Below are 16,328 nucleotides of genomic sequence, written 5' to 3' on the forward strand. Positions count from 1 at the left end.
CACGAAGCGCGCCGGCCCCGAGGGAGATCTTCGAAAGGAGCAGCACAGCCGTGAAACGCAAAGCCTTACTCGCGGCGGTCGTCGGCGTGGCCACGGCCACGACCCTGGCGTTACAGACGCCGCCCGCGAACGCCGCCCCTCCGGGAGCCGCACCGCAGCAGCAGCAGCAGACGGCGCGCGTGGGTGACCCCGCCTCGCTCGCCGCACAGGTGGCCGACAAGGCCGTCTCCAGCCAGCTCGACGAGCTCACCCGGGGCCCCGACGAGGCCTACAGCCGCGTGGCGGTCACCCCGGGCGCGGCCGACATGTTCTACGTGTCGTACGAGCGCACCTACAAGGGCCTGCCGATGGTCGGCGGCGACGCCGTCGTGGTCACCGACGCGGCGGGGAACGTCCGGGACACGGTCGCGGCGACGGGCCCGACCCCGGGCGACGTGCCGACCAGGGCCACGGTCAGCGCCGCCAAGGCCACCGAGGTCGCCAGGACCAAGCTCTCGCGCGTGGACGACACCGCGGCGCCCCGCCTGGTCGTCCTGGCCTGGGGCGAGAAGCCGAGGCTGGCCTGGGACGCCACGGTCAGCGGCATCTCCGACGGCAAGCCGAGCATCCAGCACGTGTTCGTGGACGCGCGTACCGGTGAGATCGCCGACTCGTACGACCTCGTACGCGCCGGCACCGGCAACGGCTACTACTACGGCCAGGTCACCATCGGGACGAGCGGCTCCGGCAGCTCGTACTCGATGACCGACACGTCCAGGCCCGGCATCCAGTGTGGCGGCCAGAACGGCAGCGCCTACACCGGCACCGACGACGCGTGGGGCAACGCCGGCGGCACCAACCTGGAGACCGCCTGCGTGGACGCGCTCTACAGCGTGCAGCGCGAGTGGGACATGCTGCGCGACTGGCTGGGCCGCAGCGGCATCAACGGCAGCGGTCGCGGCTTCCCCGCGCGGGTCGGGCTCGCCGACGTGAACGCCTACTGGAACGGCAGCTACACCAACTTCGGCCACAGCCAGGACAACGCCCGGCAGGCGACCCCCATCGACGTCGTGGCGCACGAGTTCGGGCACGCGATCTTCCAGACCACCCCGGGCGGCGCCGGATCGGGCAACGAGAACGGCGGCATCAACGAGGGCACCGGTGACATCTTCGGCGCGCTCACCGAGGCGTACGCCGCCAACCCGAACGACCCGGCGGACTACCTGGTCGGCGAGGAGGTCAACCTGGTCGGCGACGGGCCGATCCGGAACATGTACAACCCGAGCGCGCTCGGCGACCCGAACTGCTACTCGTCCTCGATCCCGAGCACCGAGGTGCACGCGGCGGCGGGCCCGCTGAACCACTGGTTCTACCTGCTGGCCGAGGGCAACAACCCCGGCGGCGGCAAGCCGTCCAGCCCGATCTGCTCCGGCGGCCCCTCGTCGGTCACCGGTGTCGGCATCCAGAACGCCGGCAAGATCTACATGGGCGCGCTGGCCCGCAAGACCTCGTCCTGGCGGTACACGAACATCCGCGCCGCCTCGGTCGCGGCCGCGATCGAGCTGTTCGGCGCCAACAGCGCCCAGTGCAACACCACCAAGGCGGCGTGGAGCGCGGTCAGCGTGGCGGCGGCCTCGGGCGAGCCCGCGTGCGGCACCTCGACCAGCGACTTCTCGATCTCGCTCAGCCCGACTTCCGGCAGCGCGGCTCCCGGCGGCTCGGCGACGGCCACGGTCGGCACGCAGACCACCTCCGGCAGCGCCCAGACCGTGGCCCTGAGCGCGTCGGGGCTGCCCAGCGGCACCACGGCGAGCTTCAGCCCGTCGTCGGTGACCTCGGGCAACTCCTCGACGCTGACGCTCTCGGTCGGCTCGTCGACGGCGGCGGGCACGTACAACATCACCGTCACGGGAACCGGCTCGACGTCGCACACGGCGACGTACGCGCTCACCGTCAGCTCGAACCCGCCGACGCGTGACTTCTCGATCTCGCTCAGCCCGACGTCCGGCACGGTGCAGGCGGGCTCGGCGGCCACGTCCACGGCCAGCACGGCCACCACGGCGGGCACCGCGCAGACGGTGAACCTGTCGGCCAGCGGCCTGCCGACCGGCGCCACGGCCGCGTTCAACCCGGCCTCGGTGACCTCGGGCGGCTCGTCCACGCTGACGATCTCGACCGCGCCCACCACTCCGGCCGGCAGCTACACCGTCACGGTGACGGGCACCGGCGTGACGGGCACGCACACGGCGACGTACGCGCTGACCGTCCAGACCACCACCGGCGGCCGGACGTTCACCAACGACACCAACTATCCGATCACCGACTTCAACAACACCCAGAGCTCGATCACCTCCACCGCGACGGGCACCGCGACCTCACCGGTCCGGATCTCGATCACGATCAGCCACACGTGCGCGGAGGACCTCGACATCTGGGTACGCGGGCCGAGCGGCACGTGGTACGCGGTCGACAGGTACGGCGGCACGACCTGCACGCAGTACGGCACCAGGACGTTCTCCGTCCCGGTGAGCCAGCAGGCGGCGGGCACCTGGGTGCTCGACATCGAGGACGTCTACGCCGGTGACACCGGCTTCATCGACTCCTGGAGCATCACCGTCTAGCTCTCCACGAGCCCCGGCCGGTCGTCCGGCCGGGGCTCCCGCACGTCCGCCCTCGTCCGCACGCCGAGCTTCTGCAGCACCCTGGCCACGTGGGTGTCCACCGTGCGGCGCGAAAGGAACAGCACCTCCGCGATCTCCCGGTTCGTCCGGCCGAGCGCGACCAGCCTGGCCACCTCGCTCTCCCGGGGTGACAGCACCCCGCTGCGGCCCCGCCGGCCCCTGCGCCGCGCCCCGGTCGGATCGATCTCGCGCAGCAGGTGGCGGCAGCGGGCCGCGTCGTGGGTGGCGCCGAGCGCCGCGTACCGCTCGCCCGCGTCGGCGACGAGGTCGGCGGCCCGCGCCCGGTCGCCGAACGCGAACCGCGCGACCGCTTCGGCCTCGGCCGCCCGCGCCGCGCCGTACGGCCGCGGCATCGCCTCATACGCGCTCCGGGCCCTGGCGTGGTGGCGGGCCGCCTCCTCCGCGTCCTGGGCCAGCGCCCCTCTGGCGGCGTCCAGCCCGGCCTCCGCGGACGGCGCGTTCCTGCCCTCGATCCCCGCCGCGAACTCCGCCACCAGATCCGCCGCCGCGCCCCGCCTGCCCGCCTTGAGCAGTGCGAGGACGGCGGCCGGCACGAGCTGGTCGCCCCACACCCACACGCCCTTGCGCCGGAGCCTGCCGACCGCCAGATCGGCCTCGCGCAGCGCCGACTCCGGCGAGTCGCGGGTCAGGTGCAGCTCCACCAGCCCGCCGGAGGCCGCCGCGGCGACGGGCAGGAAGCCCGAGTCCAGGTCGCGTACGCCGGCCGCCTCCAGGTGCTCGCCGGCCTCGTCCCATTCGCCTCTGGCCAGGGCCAGCATGCCGAGCGTCAGCCGGGCGTCCACCGCCAGCAGCGGCGCCTCGAAGGACATCTCGACGGCGGCGACGGCCCGCTCGCGCAGCCCCTTCCAGCGGCCGGTCAGCAGGTCGAGCCGGATCGACGACATCTCCAGCAGGAACTCCGGGTAGAGCGCGCCGGTCTCCTCGGCGATGCGCCTGCTCTGGTCCGCGAACCGCTCGGCCGCCGCGTAGTGCCCGAGCGCCACTGCGGCGTCGTACAGGTTGGAGTAGCCGCGTGCCACCTGGCGGCGCACGGCCGGGGCCGGGTCGTTGACCGGCAGCTCTCCGACCAGCTCGAAGGCGTCGGGCGCGCCGATCAGCATGGCGAACGTGACCTTGTTGACCAGCACGGCGGCGGTCAGCTCGGGGTCGCGGTCGTCGAGGAGCTTCTCCGCCTGGACCATCCACTCCTGGTGCATGGAGAGCGGCTCGCCGCCCCACGCGGGCATCGCCAGCAGGGCCAGCCCGCGCGCGGCCAGGCTGGGGTTGTCGTGCAGGTCGGGGAGCGCGGCCAGGATCTCCTGGCGGCCGGCGGCGACCGCGCCCGCCTGGTTGGACAGGAGCACGCCCAGGTTGAGCCGGGCCTGGCCGCGTACCTGCGGGGACAGGAAGTCGTCCGACAGCAGGTGGCGCAGGATGCGTACGACGCGGCGGTGGGACAGGCCGATGGCGGCGACCCTGCTGAGCCTGAGCGCCAGCGGGCCGCGGGCGTCGTGGGGGAGCTTGGGGTCGGCGAGCAGCCCTTCGAGCACCTCGACGGCGAGCGGGATGTCGCCGAGCGCGGCGGCGTGGTCGGCGGCGGCGGCGCCGTGGCGCTGCCAGGCCGCGTAGTCGCCGGCGCGGCGGGCGTGGTGGGCGAGCTGGACGAGGGGCGGCAGGTCGAGCCCGGACAGCGCGGTCATGGCCCGGTGGTGGATCTGGCGGCGCTCGGGGCCGGGGATCGTGTCGTAGACGGCCTGCTGGGCGAGGGTGTGGCGGAAGCCGTACTGGCCGTCCTTGTGCTCGAGCAGCACCCCGGCCTCCAGCGCCTGGCCCAGCCCGGGCTCGGACGGGGTGGGCGCGGAGACGGCGGCGATCAAGGTCTCGTCGGCGGGCAGCCCCAGGACGGCGGCGGCGCGCACGACGCGCAGCGCGGCCGGTGACAGCCCGGCGAGCCGTTCGGCCATCGCCTCGCGCAGCAGCAGCGGCACGGCCATGCGGTCGAGCGCGTCCGGCTCGGGTAAGCGGCCCTCGTCGTCGAGCAGCGAGCGCACCACCTCCTCGATCACGAACGGCACGCCCGCGGTGCGTTCGTGCAGCCGGGCGGCGAACTCGGGGGTCGGCGCCGACCGGCCGAGCAGCGCGCCGGTGAGGCTGCGCACGCCCTCGACGTCGAGCGGGGTCAGCGGGATCACCTCGCCGCGCACCCCGGGAGTCCGCCGGTACGCGTGCCCGAACGGCAGCCCCGGCACCGGCAGCTCCTCCCGCCGGAACGTCACCACCAGCGCCAGCCCGTCGGGCGGCTGGTCGGTGAGGAAGCGCAGCAGGTCACGGGTGCCGTCGTCGGCCCAGTGCAGGTCCTCCACGACGAGGACGACGGGACCGGCCGCGGCCAGCAGCGCGTGGACGGCCCGGAACAGCCGGTGCCGCTCGGCCCGCGGGTCGTCGAACGCCGCCGGCGAGGGGGCGGGCGGGAGGTGGCCGTCCAGCTCGGGCAGGTGGCCGCGCAGGACGCCGGTGAGCGGGCTGAGCCGGTCCTGGGGCGGGAGCGCCGGGGCGACGTCCCGGAGCGCGTCGAGCACCGGGCCGTACGGGAGCGGCTCGCGGATCTGGTGGCAGTGGCCGAGCAGCACGGTCCGCCCGCTTTGACGCAGGGGGTCGATGGCCGCTCTGACGAGCCTGGTCTTGCCGATGCCCGCCTCGCCCTGCACCTGGATGACGGAGGGGGGCTCCGCGATGGCGCCGGTGAGCAGCCGCAACTGGGTGTCGCGCCCGACCAATGCGGGAGAAGCCGCGCTTGCCATCGGGGTCTCCGTAACAGTGCAGGTTTACTCCCTTTGTCGGAATCCGTTATCCACTAGGTGGGGCCCGTGGTCAACCCTCCTTCCCTCCGTCGGGGGTTGCCGTCCCTTTGGGGAGAGGGAGAGCCGAGGGGGTTGCCGTCCCTTGGGGGAGGGAGAGCCGAGGGGGTGCCGTCCCTTGGGGAGGGACGGCCGTGGGGGTCGCCGTGCCTTCGGGGAGGGGCGCTGTCCTTGGCGGAGGGCCGTTGGGGAGGGCAGGCGAGCGCCCGCCCCGCGGTGCTCGGTCGTGGATCGCGGGGCGGGCGCTCGTTCGGGGGCCGCGGGCGGGAGCGCGTCCGCCCGCGACGGCGGAGGGTCAGGAGCTCGCGACGGCGGGAGCCCGTGACGGTGGGAAGGGTCAGGAGCAGGTGGCGCCGGCGGGCTGGGCGGCCGCGCCGTTGGCGGTGAAGCCGACGGCGACCGACGCGCCGGGGGCGAGGTTCCTGGCGTAGTCGGGGCCCTTGGCGGTCCACGTGGTGCCCGACTGGGTCACGACCGCGTTCCAGCCGTTGACCAGCGTCACCCCCGACGGGAACGTCCAGGTGGCGGCCCAGTTGTTGATCGTGCCGGTGCCGGTGTTCTTCACCGTCAGCTCGCCCTGGAAGCCGCCCTGCCAGGAGCTCGTCTGCTTGTACGTCACCGTGCACTGCCCGGGAGGGTTGGGCGTGGGCGTGTCGGAGGGCTGCCCGGTGCCGCCGGTCGGCGGGATCAGGTACGGCTGGAGGATGGCCTGCTTGGCCTGGTTGACGGTGGTCCAGTCGTCGTTGAGGATGCCCCCGGTGTCACCGGAGTTCGGGTTCCACGACCAGTAGGTGAACGACATCCCGTTCACCCCGGTCCCTGTGTACTTCAGGAGCTCCTGCAGCCAGATCTTGTCCACGTTCGCGGCCAGGGTGGTGCCGAACTCGCCGATCATGATCGGCGCGATGTTCTGCTTGTAGAGGTAGCCCCAGTACTTGTCCCAGATGGCCGGCAGGTTGGCGGGGTAGTCGGGGGCGTCGAACCAGGTCTGGTGGTAGACCGAGGTCGCGTAGTCGTGGGGCGAGTAGACCAGGCGGTTGGCCACGTTGAGCCGTACCGGGTACTGGCCCGCCTTCGACAGGTTGCCGCCCCACCAGCCGCAGTCCTCGTCGTTGGTGGGATCGCCGTCCCACACGTTGGACAGGCCGCCGCTCGGGCAGCTCACGCCCTCCACGAAGATCAGCCAGTTGGGGTTGACCGAAAGGACCGCGTTGCCGGCCCGCTCGGCGGCCAGCCGCCAGTCGCGGGCCTGGTCGCCGCAGCCCCAGCAGGAGCCGGTCGCGTTGGGGTTGGTGCCCTCGGCGTGCGGCTCGTTATGCAGGTCGGCGCCGATGACGGTGGGGTTGTTGGCGTAGTGCTGGGCCAGAGCCTTCCAGTCGTTGATCCAGGTGCTCTCCGGCGTGGCGGCGACGTACCAGAGCGCGGACTGGCCCGCGGCGGTCGGGCGGTGGCGGTCGAGGATGATCCGCATGCCCTTGCCGCCCGCGTACGTGATGATCTTGTCCAGGATCTGCAGTGGCGACAGGCCGATCAGGTCGGGGTTGACGTAGTCGTTGATGCCGGTGGCCGTGGCGCCGGACTTGAGCGCGTCGTTGGAGTACGGCACGCGGATGGTGTTGTAGCCCAGCGAGGCCATCTTGTCGATGTGGCCCTTCCAGGGAGTGCTCGACCACAGGCCGTGGAAGGTCCGGTTGTCGGTCTCCATGCCGAACCAGTTCAGGCCGGTCAGGCGCACGGTCGCGCCCGTGCTGTCGACGATCTTGTTGCCGCTGGTGTGCAGGTAGCCGGTGCCCGTGCCGGCGGCCGCGCCTGCCGGGGCGGCGGTGGTCACCGCGACAGCGACTGCCGCTCCGGCCACCAGCGTGGCCAGGGCGGCCGTCATCGCCTTGGACAAGTGCATGGGGGTGCCTTTCGGAGAGGGAGAACGCGGCGTCATGCTCGGCCGCCGTCTTCACGCTCGTCAACGCACCGTGGGTGCTACGGCTGTGACCAGGCAGAATGCTTGAAAGTTTCACCGGGCAGGCTGGCGCTCGGGAGCGGGGAACAACCGGCGTACGCCGGCGGCCACCCAGATCGTGCCGATCCCGGCGTACAGGGCCAGCAGCGCGGCGCTCGGCGAGCCGAGGACCACGGACGCGACGATCGCGACCACGAGCAGCCCCGTCCAGCCGTACAGCACGCGGCGCCCGCGGGCCGAGCCCGTGTGCGTGGCCTCCTGCACCGGGGTGACCAGCGCCATGAGCGCCGCCCCCGCCATGCCGAGCGCGTCCTGGCCGAGCGCGATGCCCAGCGCGAGCACGCCCACCCCGGCGGCCGGCAGCGCGCAGCTCGCGATGGCCACGCGGGCCTCGACGCCCTCGAACAGCAGCTTGGTCGCCTTCGCGCGGGCCAGCCGCAGCACGGTCACCGCCTCGGCCACCCACGCCGCCCAGTGCAGCACCGCGATGAGGACGAACACGGCGATGAGCGGCGGCACCGCGGGCAGCAGGAGGACCATCCGCCAGCCGCCCAGGAACCGGCCGCGCAGGTTCGACAGGATCCGGTAGAGCGGGTTGCGCTGCTTGAGCGCCGTGACGAGGAGGTCCCTGGCCGGGTCGAAGCCGGGGTCGAGCCGGAGCACCTCGCGGAAGGCCGCGGCGGCCGTCTTCGCGTCGCCGGCGGCCAGCGCCGCGTGCCCGTACGCCAGGTGCGCGGTCTCGCTCTCCGGATCGAGCCGCACGGCGTCCGCGGCGGCGGCCCTGGCCTGCTCCGCCTCCCCGAGCTGGACGTGCGCCATGGCCAGGAGGCTCACCAGGTCCGACTCCTGCGGATCGATGGCCAGCCCCCGGCGGGCCGCCTCGACCACCTGGCGGTACTGGCCCAGCCGCAGGTGGGCGCGGGCCAGCAGCTCCCAGGTCGACGCCGACTCGGGGTTGTGCGCCAGCGACGTCTCGGCGGCGGTGACGGCCAGGTCCGGCCGCTGGATGCGGAGGTAGACCTGCCCGGCCATGTAGTGCGGATACGACTGGTCGGGCGCCAGCCGTACCGCCTCCTGGGCCGCGGACACGGCCTCGGCGGTCCTGCCCTGCTGGACGAGGGCCAGGCCGAGCAGCGAGAACGCGGTGAAGTGCTCGGGCATGACGGCGAGCACGCCGCGCAGCTCCCGCTCCGCGTCGGCCGGGCGGCGCATCTGCAGCAGCGTGCCCGCCCGCTGGATCGACTCGCGTGGGTTCACCGCTTGCCCTTGATCCAGGGCATCAGCTCGTCCCACGCGCCGGACTCGTTGGCGTGCAGCACGTAGTTGCGCGCGGTGGCCAGCCACTCGCGCACGGCCGTGGGCCTGGTGACCTGGGCGACGGCCAGCAGGTCGTGGGTGTTCATCGGGATGGGCCGGCCGGCGCTGATCGACTGCTGGAGCTTGACCTCCACCGCGCGGTCCACCACGCCCTTCAGGTCCGCGCCGACGAAGTGGTCGGTCACCCGCGCCACCGCGTCGAAGTCCATCTCGGCCAGCGGCTTGTCGCGGCAGAGGAGGCGCAGGATGGCCGCGCGGGCCGAGGTGTCGGGCGGCGGCACGAACACGAGCTGGTCGAAGCGGCCCGGGCGGCGGAACGCCACGTCGATGTACCAGGGAGCGTTCGTGGCGGCCAGCACCAGGACGCCCTCGTTGGCGTCCTGGTCCACGCCGTCGAGCTCGGCCAGGAACTGGTTGACCAGCTGCCGGGTGTGGGCCTGGCGCATGTCGGAGCGGCGCGCGGCCAGCGCGTCCACCTCGTCGAAGAACAGCACGCACGGGCGGTTGCGGCGGGCCAGTTCGAACGTGGCGCGCAGGTTGCGCTCGCTCGACCCGACGTACATGTCGAGGATGTCGGACAGGCCGACGTTGACGAACGACGCGCCGAGCTCGCCGGCCGCGGCCCTGGCCAGGTGGGTCTTGCCCGCTCCGGGCGGGCCGTACATCAGGACGCCGCCGCCGGCGCGCTTGCCGTACGCGGCGAACAGCTCGGGCTGCTGGAGCGGCAGCAGCAGCTTCACCCGCAGCGCCTCCTTGACCGCGTCCATCCCGGCCACGTCGGCGAAGGTGACCTTCGACTTCGCCACCTCCGCGCCGGAGGGCGCGTCCGCCGGGGTCGTCGCGTACGGGGCGGGCGCCGCGGGCACGGACGGGGCGACCGGGGTGGTCAGGCGGGCGGCCAGCTCGGGGTCGGCGACGGACGCGTCACGGGAGATCGCCTCGTGGTAGCGGTAGGCCGCCCGGCCGAAGTCGCCCTCGCCGAGCAGCGCTCTGGCCGCGAGCACGCCCATCCGCGGCGGGTAGCCGGGCGAGGCCAGGAACGGCTCCAGCGCCGAGAGCGCCGCGCCGTGGGCGCTCTGCCGGACGAACGCCTCCGCCAGCCCTGCCGAGATGTCCGGGTCCTTGGGCGCGAGCAGGAGCGCGGCGCGGAACTCGGCCTCGGCGTCGGCCAGGTACCCCTTGGTCAGCAGCTGCTCGGCGAGATGCCGACGGAGCGGGAGGTTGTCCGGAGACAGGCGCGCCGCCTCGCGTAGTGCTTGGAGGCCGACATCGTCGGGCACGTGCCTGGTCCCTTCTGTCGCAGGATTCGGTCGTACTAAAACTACGCAGATTACATCCTGGTAGTGCTGGCTCTACCGCCGGTTCTCGCCTCAGCGCCCGTGTGCGCGGGCGCGCCCGCCGCTTGGATCGGTGGCATGACGATCACGCACACGCTTCCCGGGCGCTGGGTCGAGGGCGCCGGGCTGGTGCTCGGCCCGTCGCTGCTGCTCGCCGGGGTGCTCATCCGGGCGGGCGAGGGCGATTTCTTCCCCGACCAGCTCGCCGCCTACGCCGCCCACCCGGAGCGGATGGTCCTGTCCTACAGCCTGTACGCCGCCGGGGTCGTGCTCCTGTGGCCCGCGGTGACCTCGCTGGCCCGCCTGATCAGGAGCTCGCACCCCGGCTGGGCGCAATGGGGCGCCACGCTGGTGATCCTCGGCCTTTTCGGACGGGTCTTCCACGCCGGGGTGAGCCACCTGGCCTTCCACCTGGTGGACACCCTCGGCCTGGCGTCGGCCCAAAAGGCGGTCAGCGAGACCTACGGCGCCTTCCACGTGTTCAAGGCGGTCAACGTCTGCATCATGGCCGGCTGGATCGTGCTCGCCGTCGGCGCCTACCGCGCCAGGGCGCTCGGCGTGCTCCGGTGCGTCTGCCTGGCGCTGGCGGCAGGGCTGCCGCTGGGCGTGCTCAAGGGCAGCAGCGACCCGATCTCGCTGGTCGCGCTGGCCGGGCTGGCGGTCGCGTTCGTGCCGCTGGGCGTCGCCGTGCTGCGCGCCGGCCCCGCTCCCCGGTGGTGGGCCGCCGCCCTGGTCGTGGCGCTGATCCCGGCCGCGTTCTTCTTCGGGCTGTCCGGCTGAGCGCGGCTACTGGACAGGAACCTGGAGGTCGCGGAAGCTCCCGATCTTGACGCTCATTGTCGTGGCGCTGTCGGGCAGCTCGAACAGCCCCCAGAACTCCTTCTCCGCGCCCAGCCCGAACTTCGTGGTGCTGAGCCGCACTCCGGACACATCCGTGCAGGCGCAGTACGCGTCCACGCCGCCGCTCTCCGCCGGCACCTGGAGGCGGCCGGGCAGGTACCGCCTCCTGGCGGCCACGTCGGTCAGTCGCACGTTGAAGGCCGCGCGATATTTGAACGACATCCAGTCCTGCGCCTGGTGCAACTCGTTGAACCAGGCCTCGGCGGACCCATCGTTCTTGATCCGGTAGGTCAGCAGCCCGAGGCCGCCGGTGAGCCGGCGCAGCCCCGTCACCTTCATGGAGATCGGCTGGCCGTCCGCCTTCCCCGTGCCGGTCAGCCCGGTCGCGCCCGGAGCGTCGGTCGCGGCCGGCTGCTCGGCCGCGGCGGCCTGCGGCCTGGCGAACGTCACCGTGACCCGCCGGTTGCGCCGCCTGCCCTCGTCGGTGTCGTTGCCGTAGAGCGGGCGACGGGAGCCGTACCCCTTGGCCTGGAAGCCGACGCCCTGCCTGGTGACGAGCGCGGACAGCGCCTTGCGCACGGCCTCGGCGCGACGCGTCGAGAGCGGGTCGTTGATGGCGTTGTCGCCGGAGGAGTCCGCGTGCCCCTCCACCCGTACGGACGAACCGGACGAAGCGTCGACCAGCTTGGCGGTACGCGCGAGCACGGCCCTGGCCTTGGCGGTGAGCGTCGCCTTGTTCAGCGCGAAGAGCACATCCGCGGAGAGGCTGACCTGGAGGTCCCTGCCGTCGTCGGCCGTCTCCTCCGATCCGTCCAGCGACTCCGACGGCGTCACGAGCGGGCGGACGACGGTGGTGACGGGCTCGGCGTCCGGATCGGGGATCGTCGTGCCGGGCGGCGTGACCGGCGGCTCGTCGCTGATCGGCACGTCCGGCATCGGTGGGCCCACCGGGGTGACGACCGTGGCGGCGGCGGGGTTTCCTGAGGGGGCGGGCATGACGGCGTACACGTTGATCGACTCGCCGGGGTCGATGAAGTAACCGAGGCCGTCGCGGTCCTGGTCGGTGCACAGGCAGGGAAAGCCGGCCGGTTTGTACGGCAGGATCCAGGCCCGGGCCGGCGCGTCGAGCACGCCGATGCCCGAAGCCCAGCGGATCTCCCCCAACGGGCGGGTGTTGTCGCCCATCTCGCCCGTCCACGGCAGCTTCTTGTCCGCCCCCGTGTTGGTGAGCCTGAGCTGAGCCACCAGGTGCTTGGCCTTGACCCGGTTCAGCCCGACGACCTCGACCTTGAGGTCGGGGGTCATGGTGCTGCGCGTCTCCGCCAGCGCCGGGCAGGTGTCCTGGGGCGTCCCGCTCGGGCTCGCGGCGGCGGTGGTCGAAGGGGGAGTGCTGGGGGTGGGGGCAGGGGTCTGCTGCGCGCAGGCCGACGCCATGAGCAACGCGACGAATGGGGGGATAATCCGATAACTCACCGGATGATCCTGTCGTACTCTCCGTCCGAATATCGGCGTTACGGCTGAGCGAGAAGCTTGACGATCGCGGCGACGCCGATGCAGACGATCAGGCCGCGCAGGATCGGCGCCGGCAGCCTGCGCCCCAGGCGCGCGCCGAGGAAGCCGCCGATCGCCGAGCCCGCCGCCACCAGTAGCACGGCCAGCCAGTCGACGTCCGCGACCAGGATGTACAGGACGGCGGCGGTGAAGTTGACCAGCAGGGCGAGCACGTTCTTGGCCGCGTTGATGCGCTGCAGCTCCTCGTCCAGCATGATGCCCATCAGGCCGATGAGCAGGATGCCCTGGCCCGCGCCGAAGTAGCCGCCGTAGGCGCCGGCGGCGAGCGTGCCCAGCCACAGCCAGGGCCCGCCGTGCGCGCGTCCGGGCCGGGTGGACAGCAGGCGGCTCAGCCTGGGCTGGATGAGGACCAGCGTGCAGGACAGGGCGATCAGCACGCTCACGATCATGTTGAAGCTGCTCTCGGGCAGGGTGAGCAGCAGCAGCCCGCCGGCCAGCGAGCCGATGACAGAGGCCGGGGCCAGCCTGAGCAGCCGCTCCCGCTGGCCCTTCAGCTCGGGCCGGTAGCCCATGACGCCGGAGAGGCCGCCGGGGACCAGGCCGATGTTGTTGGAGACGTTCGCCGTGATCGGCGGCAGGCCGACGGCCAGCAGCGTGGGGAACGTGATCAGCGACCCGGAGCCGACGACGGTGTTGATGGCCCCGCCCGCCACCCCGGCCGCCAGCACCGCGACCATCTCCAGTGGTGTCATGCTCGGAACTCTAGGACACATCTCTCTTACTAAGACAAATCAGTCCAGGATGTGGGATCAGATGGAGATCACGACCTTGCCGGATGCGTGGCCCTCCTCCTGGTAGCTGACGGCCGCCGGGATCTCCGCGAACGGGTAGGTCCGGTCGATCACCGGGTGGATCTCGCCGCCCTCGATCAGCTCGGCCAGCGTCATGAGGTTCTGCCTGGTCTCCGTGCAGGGGACGACCTGCGTCACGACCACCCGCTGGGACACGAACAGCCCCGCGATGACCGTCGCGAACACGTGGCTCGCGGGCTGGAACCAGCGGCCGGCCGGGCCGCCGACGAGGACGTGGGTCGCCTTGCGGGTCATCACCCGCCGGCAGGCGGAGCCGGAGCGGCTGCCCGCGATGTCCAGCAGCAGGTCGTAGCGCCGCCCGCTCCGGGTGAAGTCCTCCTTGGTGTAGTCGACGACCTCGTCGGCGCCGAGCGACCTGACCAGGCCCACGTTCCTGGAGCTGCACACGCCGGTGACGTGCGCGCCGAACACCTTGGCGAGCTGGACGGCGAACGTGCCCACGCCGCCGGAGGCCCCGTTGACGAGGACGCGCTCCCCGGGCTGGACGCGGCCGTCGTCGCGCAGGGCCAGCAGGGCGGTGCCGGCCGCCATCGGCACCGCCGCCGCCTCCTCGAACGAGACGTTCCTCGGCTTGAGCGCCAGCTCGCTCTCCGGCACGCACACGTACTCGGCGAAGCCGCCCTGCTTGGGCATCGCGTACACCTCGTCGCCGGGCCGGAACCCGGTCACGTCCTTGCCGACCGCCTCCACCTCCCCGGCCACGTCGGCGCCCAGGACGCTGAACCGCGGGGCGCGCAGCCCCGGGCCGCCGCCGCCCATCACGCGGGCGACGTACGGCTCGCCGCGGAGGAAGTGCCAGTCGTAGGGCTGGACGGAGGTGGCGCGCACCCGGACCAGCACCTCGTCGTCGCCCGGCACGGGCTGGTCGATGTCGGTCAGGACGAGGGGTGAGCCGTACGCGGGAAGGACGAACGCTTTCATGGCTTTCTCCTTGTGGGGGACTCGCGACCAGTGTCGCCAGACCCGCCACGCCCGCTCTACGGCCGAAAGTACGACCTCTTCCCTGGCCGATCGGCCCGATCAGAGCCTGACGCGCTTGGTCTCGTACGCCCACATGGCGATCTCGACGCGGTTGCGGACGCCGAGCTTGAGCATGAGGCTCGCGATGTGGCTCTTGACCGTGCTGAGGGAGATGTGCAGCTCGTCGGCGATTTCGTTGTTGGTCCGCCCGCGGGCCACGGTGGCCAGGATCTCCTCCTCCCGGCCGGTCAGCGCCTCGCGGGGCTGCGCTGGCGGCGTGGCGCGCCCGGAGTAGGCGAAGGTCTGCAGCAGCCGGGCCGTGATGTTGGGGGCGATGAGCGCGTCGCCGTCGGCCGCGGCGCGGACGGCCTGGGCGAGCAGGTCCGGGCCGGCGTCCTTGAGCAGGAAGCCGCGGGCGCCCGCCCTGAGGGCGGCGTAGACGTACTCGTCGAGGTCGAAGGTGGTGATGACGACGACGGCGAGCGGATCGGCGACGCCCGGCCCGGCCAGGCGGCGGGTGGCCTCGATGCCGTCGAGGCGGGGCATCCGGATGTCGAACAGGCACACGTCGGGACGCAGCCGCTGCGCGAGCTCGACGGCCCGCCGCCCGTCGCCGGCCTCGCCGACGACCTCGATGCCGGGCTGCGCGTCGAGGATCATCCTGAGCCCGGTGCGGGCGATCTCCTGGTCGTCCGCGACGATCACCTGGATGTCGCGGTCCTGGGCGGTCACGTCGCCGCCCCGGCGCGGGGGAGCACGGCGATCGCGTCGCCGCCCCGGGCGCGGGGGAACACGGCGATCGCGTCGCCGCCCCGGGCGTGGCGGAGCACGGCGATCACGTCGCCGCTCCCGTACGGGGCAGCACGGCGGTGACGGTCCAGCCGCGGCCGGGGTCGGGGCCGGCCTCGCAGGTGCCGCCGAGCAGGCCGGCGCGCTCGGTCATCCCGATGAGCCCGTAGCCGGGCATCGGGTTCGCGGAGCCCGTCTCGCCGTCGTCGCTGACGCGCAGGTGCACCGACGTGTCGTCGGCGGCGACGCGGATCCGGATGCGGGTGGCGTGCCGGGCATGCCGCCGGGCGTTGGTGACCGACTCCTGCGCGATGCGGTAGATCGCGGCGTCGACCGCCGGAGGCAGGTCGTCGAGGTCGCCCAGCATCTCCACCTCCACGGACGGGCCGAGGCGGACGCGCCCGGCGAGCTCTTCGAGATCGGTGATCCGCCGGCCGGGCGCCAGGTCCGCCGGCTCGTTGCGGCGCAGGACGCGGACCATGGCCCGCATTTCGGCAAGGGTACGCGACGCCTCTGCCTCGATCACGCGGAGCGCGTCGATCGCGGCCTCCGGCTTCGAGGGCGCCGTGGCCAGGCCCGCCTGTGCCCGGATCGCCATGGCGGAGACGTGGTGGGCGACGATGTCGTGCAGGTCGCGGGCCAGCTGCTCGCGTTCGAGCAGCTTGACCTGGTCGAGCTCGCGTATCCGGGCCCTGGCCCGGAACCGGAACGCCGCCCCCAGCGCGACGGCCGAGAAGATGACGGCGAACGCGCCGACCGCGTCGGACGGGGCGAGGTCGTAGAAGGACGCCGAGACGCCGACGGACAGGAGCATGATCCCGAAGCCGAGCACGATCTCGTGCCCCGACCCCCACCGGTAGAGCGCGTACACGATGATCAGCAGGAACACCATCGTGTACGTCTCGGCACGATGACCGCCCGTCGCCAGCGGGGCCAGCATCGTGGTGACGAAAGGGATCGCGAGCATCAGCAGCGGCCTGGTGCGGCGCCAGAGCAGCGTGAACACCAGCCCGACCGTGACGGTCACGGAGACGGCCCGCCACGGCAGGTCGGGGCGGACGACCCCTTCGAGCACCGCGAGCGGCACGAGCACCCCTACGAGCGCCCAGTCCCGCCAGACGCGTAACGGAGGATCGGGGGGACGGGGCTCGTTCCACAAGGAGCGAAACACGTCTTCATGGTAGTCACCACAGCAGGACGGCTGGGGCCCGTGACGATGGCGACGT

The 16,328-nt window shown here is 72.7% G+C and carries 11 protein-coding genes; 2 read left to right on the plus strand and 9 right to left on the minus strand.

Annotated elements, in window-relative coordinates:
* Positions 1–50: 50 nt before the first annotated feature.
* Positions 51–2,600, plus strand: coding sequence for a M4 family metallopeptidase (locus ABZX61_RS11945; RefSeq protein WP_355193774.1), 2,550 nt, complete (start codon positions 51–53; stop codon positions 2,598–2,600).
* Here the strand turns inward: ABZX61_RS11945 and ABZX61_RS11950 are convergent.
* The 4 genes from ABZX61_RS11950 to ABZX61_RS11965 form a co-directional block, all read right to left on the minus strand.
* Complete coding sequence (locus ABZX61_RS11950; protein ID WP_355193776.1) at positions 2,597–5,461, minus strand: AAA family ATPase; 2,865 nt, start codon at positions 5,459–5,461, stop codon at positions 2,597–2,599. The genes ABZX61_RS11945 and ABZX61_RS11950 overlap by 4 nt on opposite strands.
* A 394-nt stretch (positions 5,462–5,855) precedes the next feature.
* Positions 5,856–7,418, minus strand: a complete 1,563-nt coding sequence (locus ABZX61_RS11955; protein WP_355193778.1) for a cellulase family glycosylhydrolase — start codon at positions 7,416–7,418, stop codon at positions 5,856–5,858.
* A 111-nt stretch (positions 7,419–7,529) separates the two neighbouring features.
* Positions 7,530–8,732, minus strand: a complete 1,203-nt coding sequence (locus ABZX61_RS11960) for a tetratricopeptide repeat protein (RefSeq protein WP_355193780.1) — start codon at positions 8,730–8,732, stop codon at positions 7,530–7,532.
* The gene (locus tag ABZX61_RS11965; protein ID WP_355193782.1) at positions 8,729–10,072 is read right to left on the minus strand and encodes an AAA family ATPase; all 1,344 of its coding nucleotides are present in this window, start codon (positions 10,070–10,072) and stop codon (positions 8,729–8,731) included. The genes ABZX61_RS11960 and ABZX61_RS11965 overlap by 4 nt, the downstream gene beginning before the upstream one ends.
* Positions 10,073–10,207: 135 nt before the next feature.
* Here ABZX61_RS11965 and ABZX61_RS11970 point away from each other — a divergent pair, with 135 nt between their 5' ends.
* Positions 10,208–10,909 carry a hypothetical protein gene (locus tag ABZX61_RS11970; protein ID WP_355193784.1) on the plus strand — a complete coding sequence of 234 codons (702 nt, stop codon included), beginning with the start codon at positions 10,208–10,210 and terminating at the stop codon, positions 10,907–10,909.
* Between the two features lie 6 nt (positions 10,910–10,915).
* On the opposite strand, the gene ABZX61_RS11975 is transcribed toward ABZX61_RS11970, so the two are convergent.
* From ABZX61_RS11975 to ABZX61_RS11995, 5 genes are all read right to left on the minus strand, one after another.
* Entirely contained in the window at positions 10,916–12,442 is a 1,527-nt protein-coding gene (locus ABZX61_RS11975; RefSeq protein ID WP_355193786.1) for an OmpA family protein, read from the minus strand.
* Between the two features lie 38 nt (positions 12,443–12,480).
* Positions 12,481–13,233, minus strand: a complete 753-nt coding sequence (locus ABZX61_RS11980) for a sulfite exporter TauE/SafE family protein (protein WP_355193788.1) — start codon at positions 13,231–13,233, stop codon at positions 12,481–12,483.
* Positions 13,234–13,290: 57 nt separating this feature from the next.
* Positions 13,291–14,274: an NAD(P)-dependent alcohol dehydrogenase gene (locus ABZX61_RS11985; protein ID WP_355193790.1), complete on the minus strand. Its 984-nt coding sequence runs from the start codon at positions 14,272–14,274 to the stop codon at positions 13,291–13,293.
* A 99-nt stretch (positions 14,275–14,373) separates the two neighbouring features.
* Positions 14,374–15,045 carry a response regulator transcription factor gene (locus tag ABZX61_RS11990; protein ID WP_355193791.1) on the minus strand — a complete coding sequence of 224 codons (672 nt, stop codon included), beginning with the start codon at positions 15,043–15,045 and terminating at the stop codon, positions 14,374–14,376.
* A gap of 103 nt (positions 15,046–15,148) precedes the next feature.
* Positions 15,149–16,273 carry a histidine kinase gene (locus tag ABZX61_RS11995; protein WP_355193793.1) on the minus strand — a complete coding sequence of 375 codons (1,125 nt, stop codon included), beginning with the start codon at positions 16,271–16,273 and terminating at the stop codon, positions 15,149–15,151.
* Positions 16,274–16,328 lie beyond the last annotated feature (55 nt).

The sequence above is a fragment of the Nonomuraea sp. NPDC003709 genome (assembly GCF_040610775.1).
Taxonomy (GTDB): domain Bacteria; phylum Actinomycetota; class Actinomycetes; order Streptosporangiales; family Streptosporangiaceae; genus Nonomuraea; species Nonomuraea angiospora_A.

What these genes read in the sequence shown, in the direction of transcription:
- ABZX61_RS11950 (WP_355193776.1), bottom strand. Translation starts at nt 5,461, where the DNA reads ATGGCAAGCGCGGCTTCTCCCGCATTGGTCGGGCGCGACACCCAGTTG.
- ABZX61_RS11955 (WP_355193778.1), bottom strand. Translation starts at nt 7,418, where the DNA reads ATGCACTTGTCCAAGGCGATGACGGCCGCCCTGGCCACGCTGGTGGCC.
- ABZX61_RS11970 (WP_355193784.1), top strand. Translation starts at nt 10,208, where the DNA reads ATGACGATCACGCACACGCTTCCCGGGCGCTGGGTCGAGGGCGCCGGG.
- ABZX61_RS11980 (WP_355193788.1), bottom strand. Translation starts at nt 13,233, where the DNA reads ATGACACCACTGGAGATGGTCGCGGTGCTGGCGGCCGGGGTGGCGGGC.
- ABZX61_RS11985 (WP_355193790.1), bottom strand. Translation starts at nt 14,274, where the DNA reads ATGAAAGCGTTCGTCCTTCCCGCGTACGGCTCACCCCTCGTCCTGACC.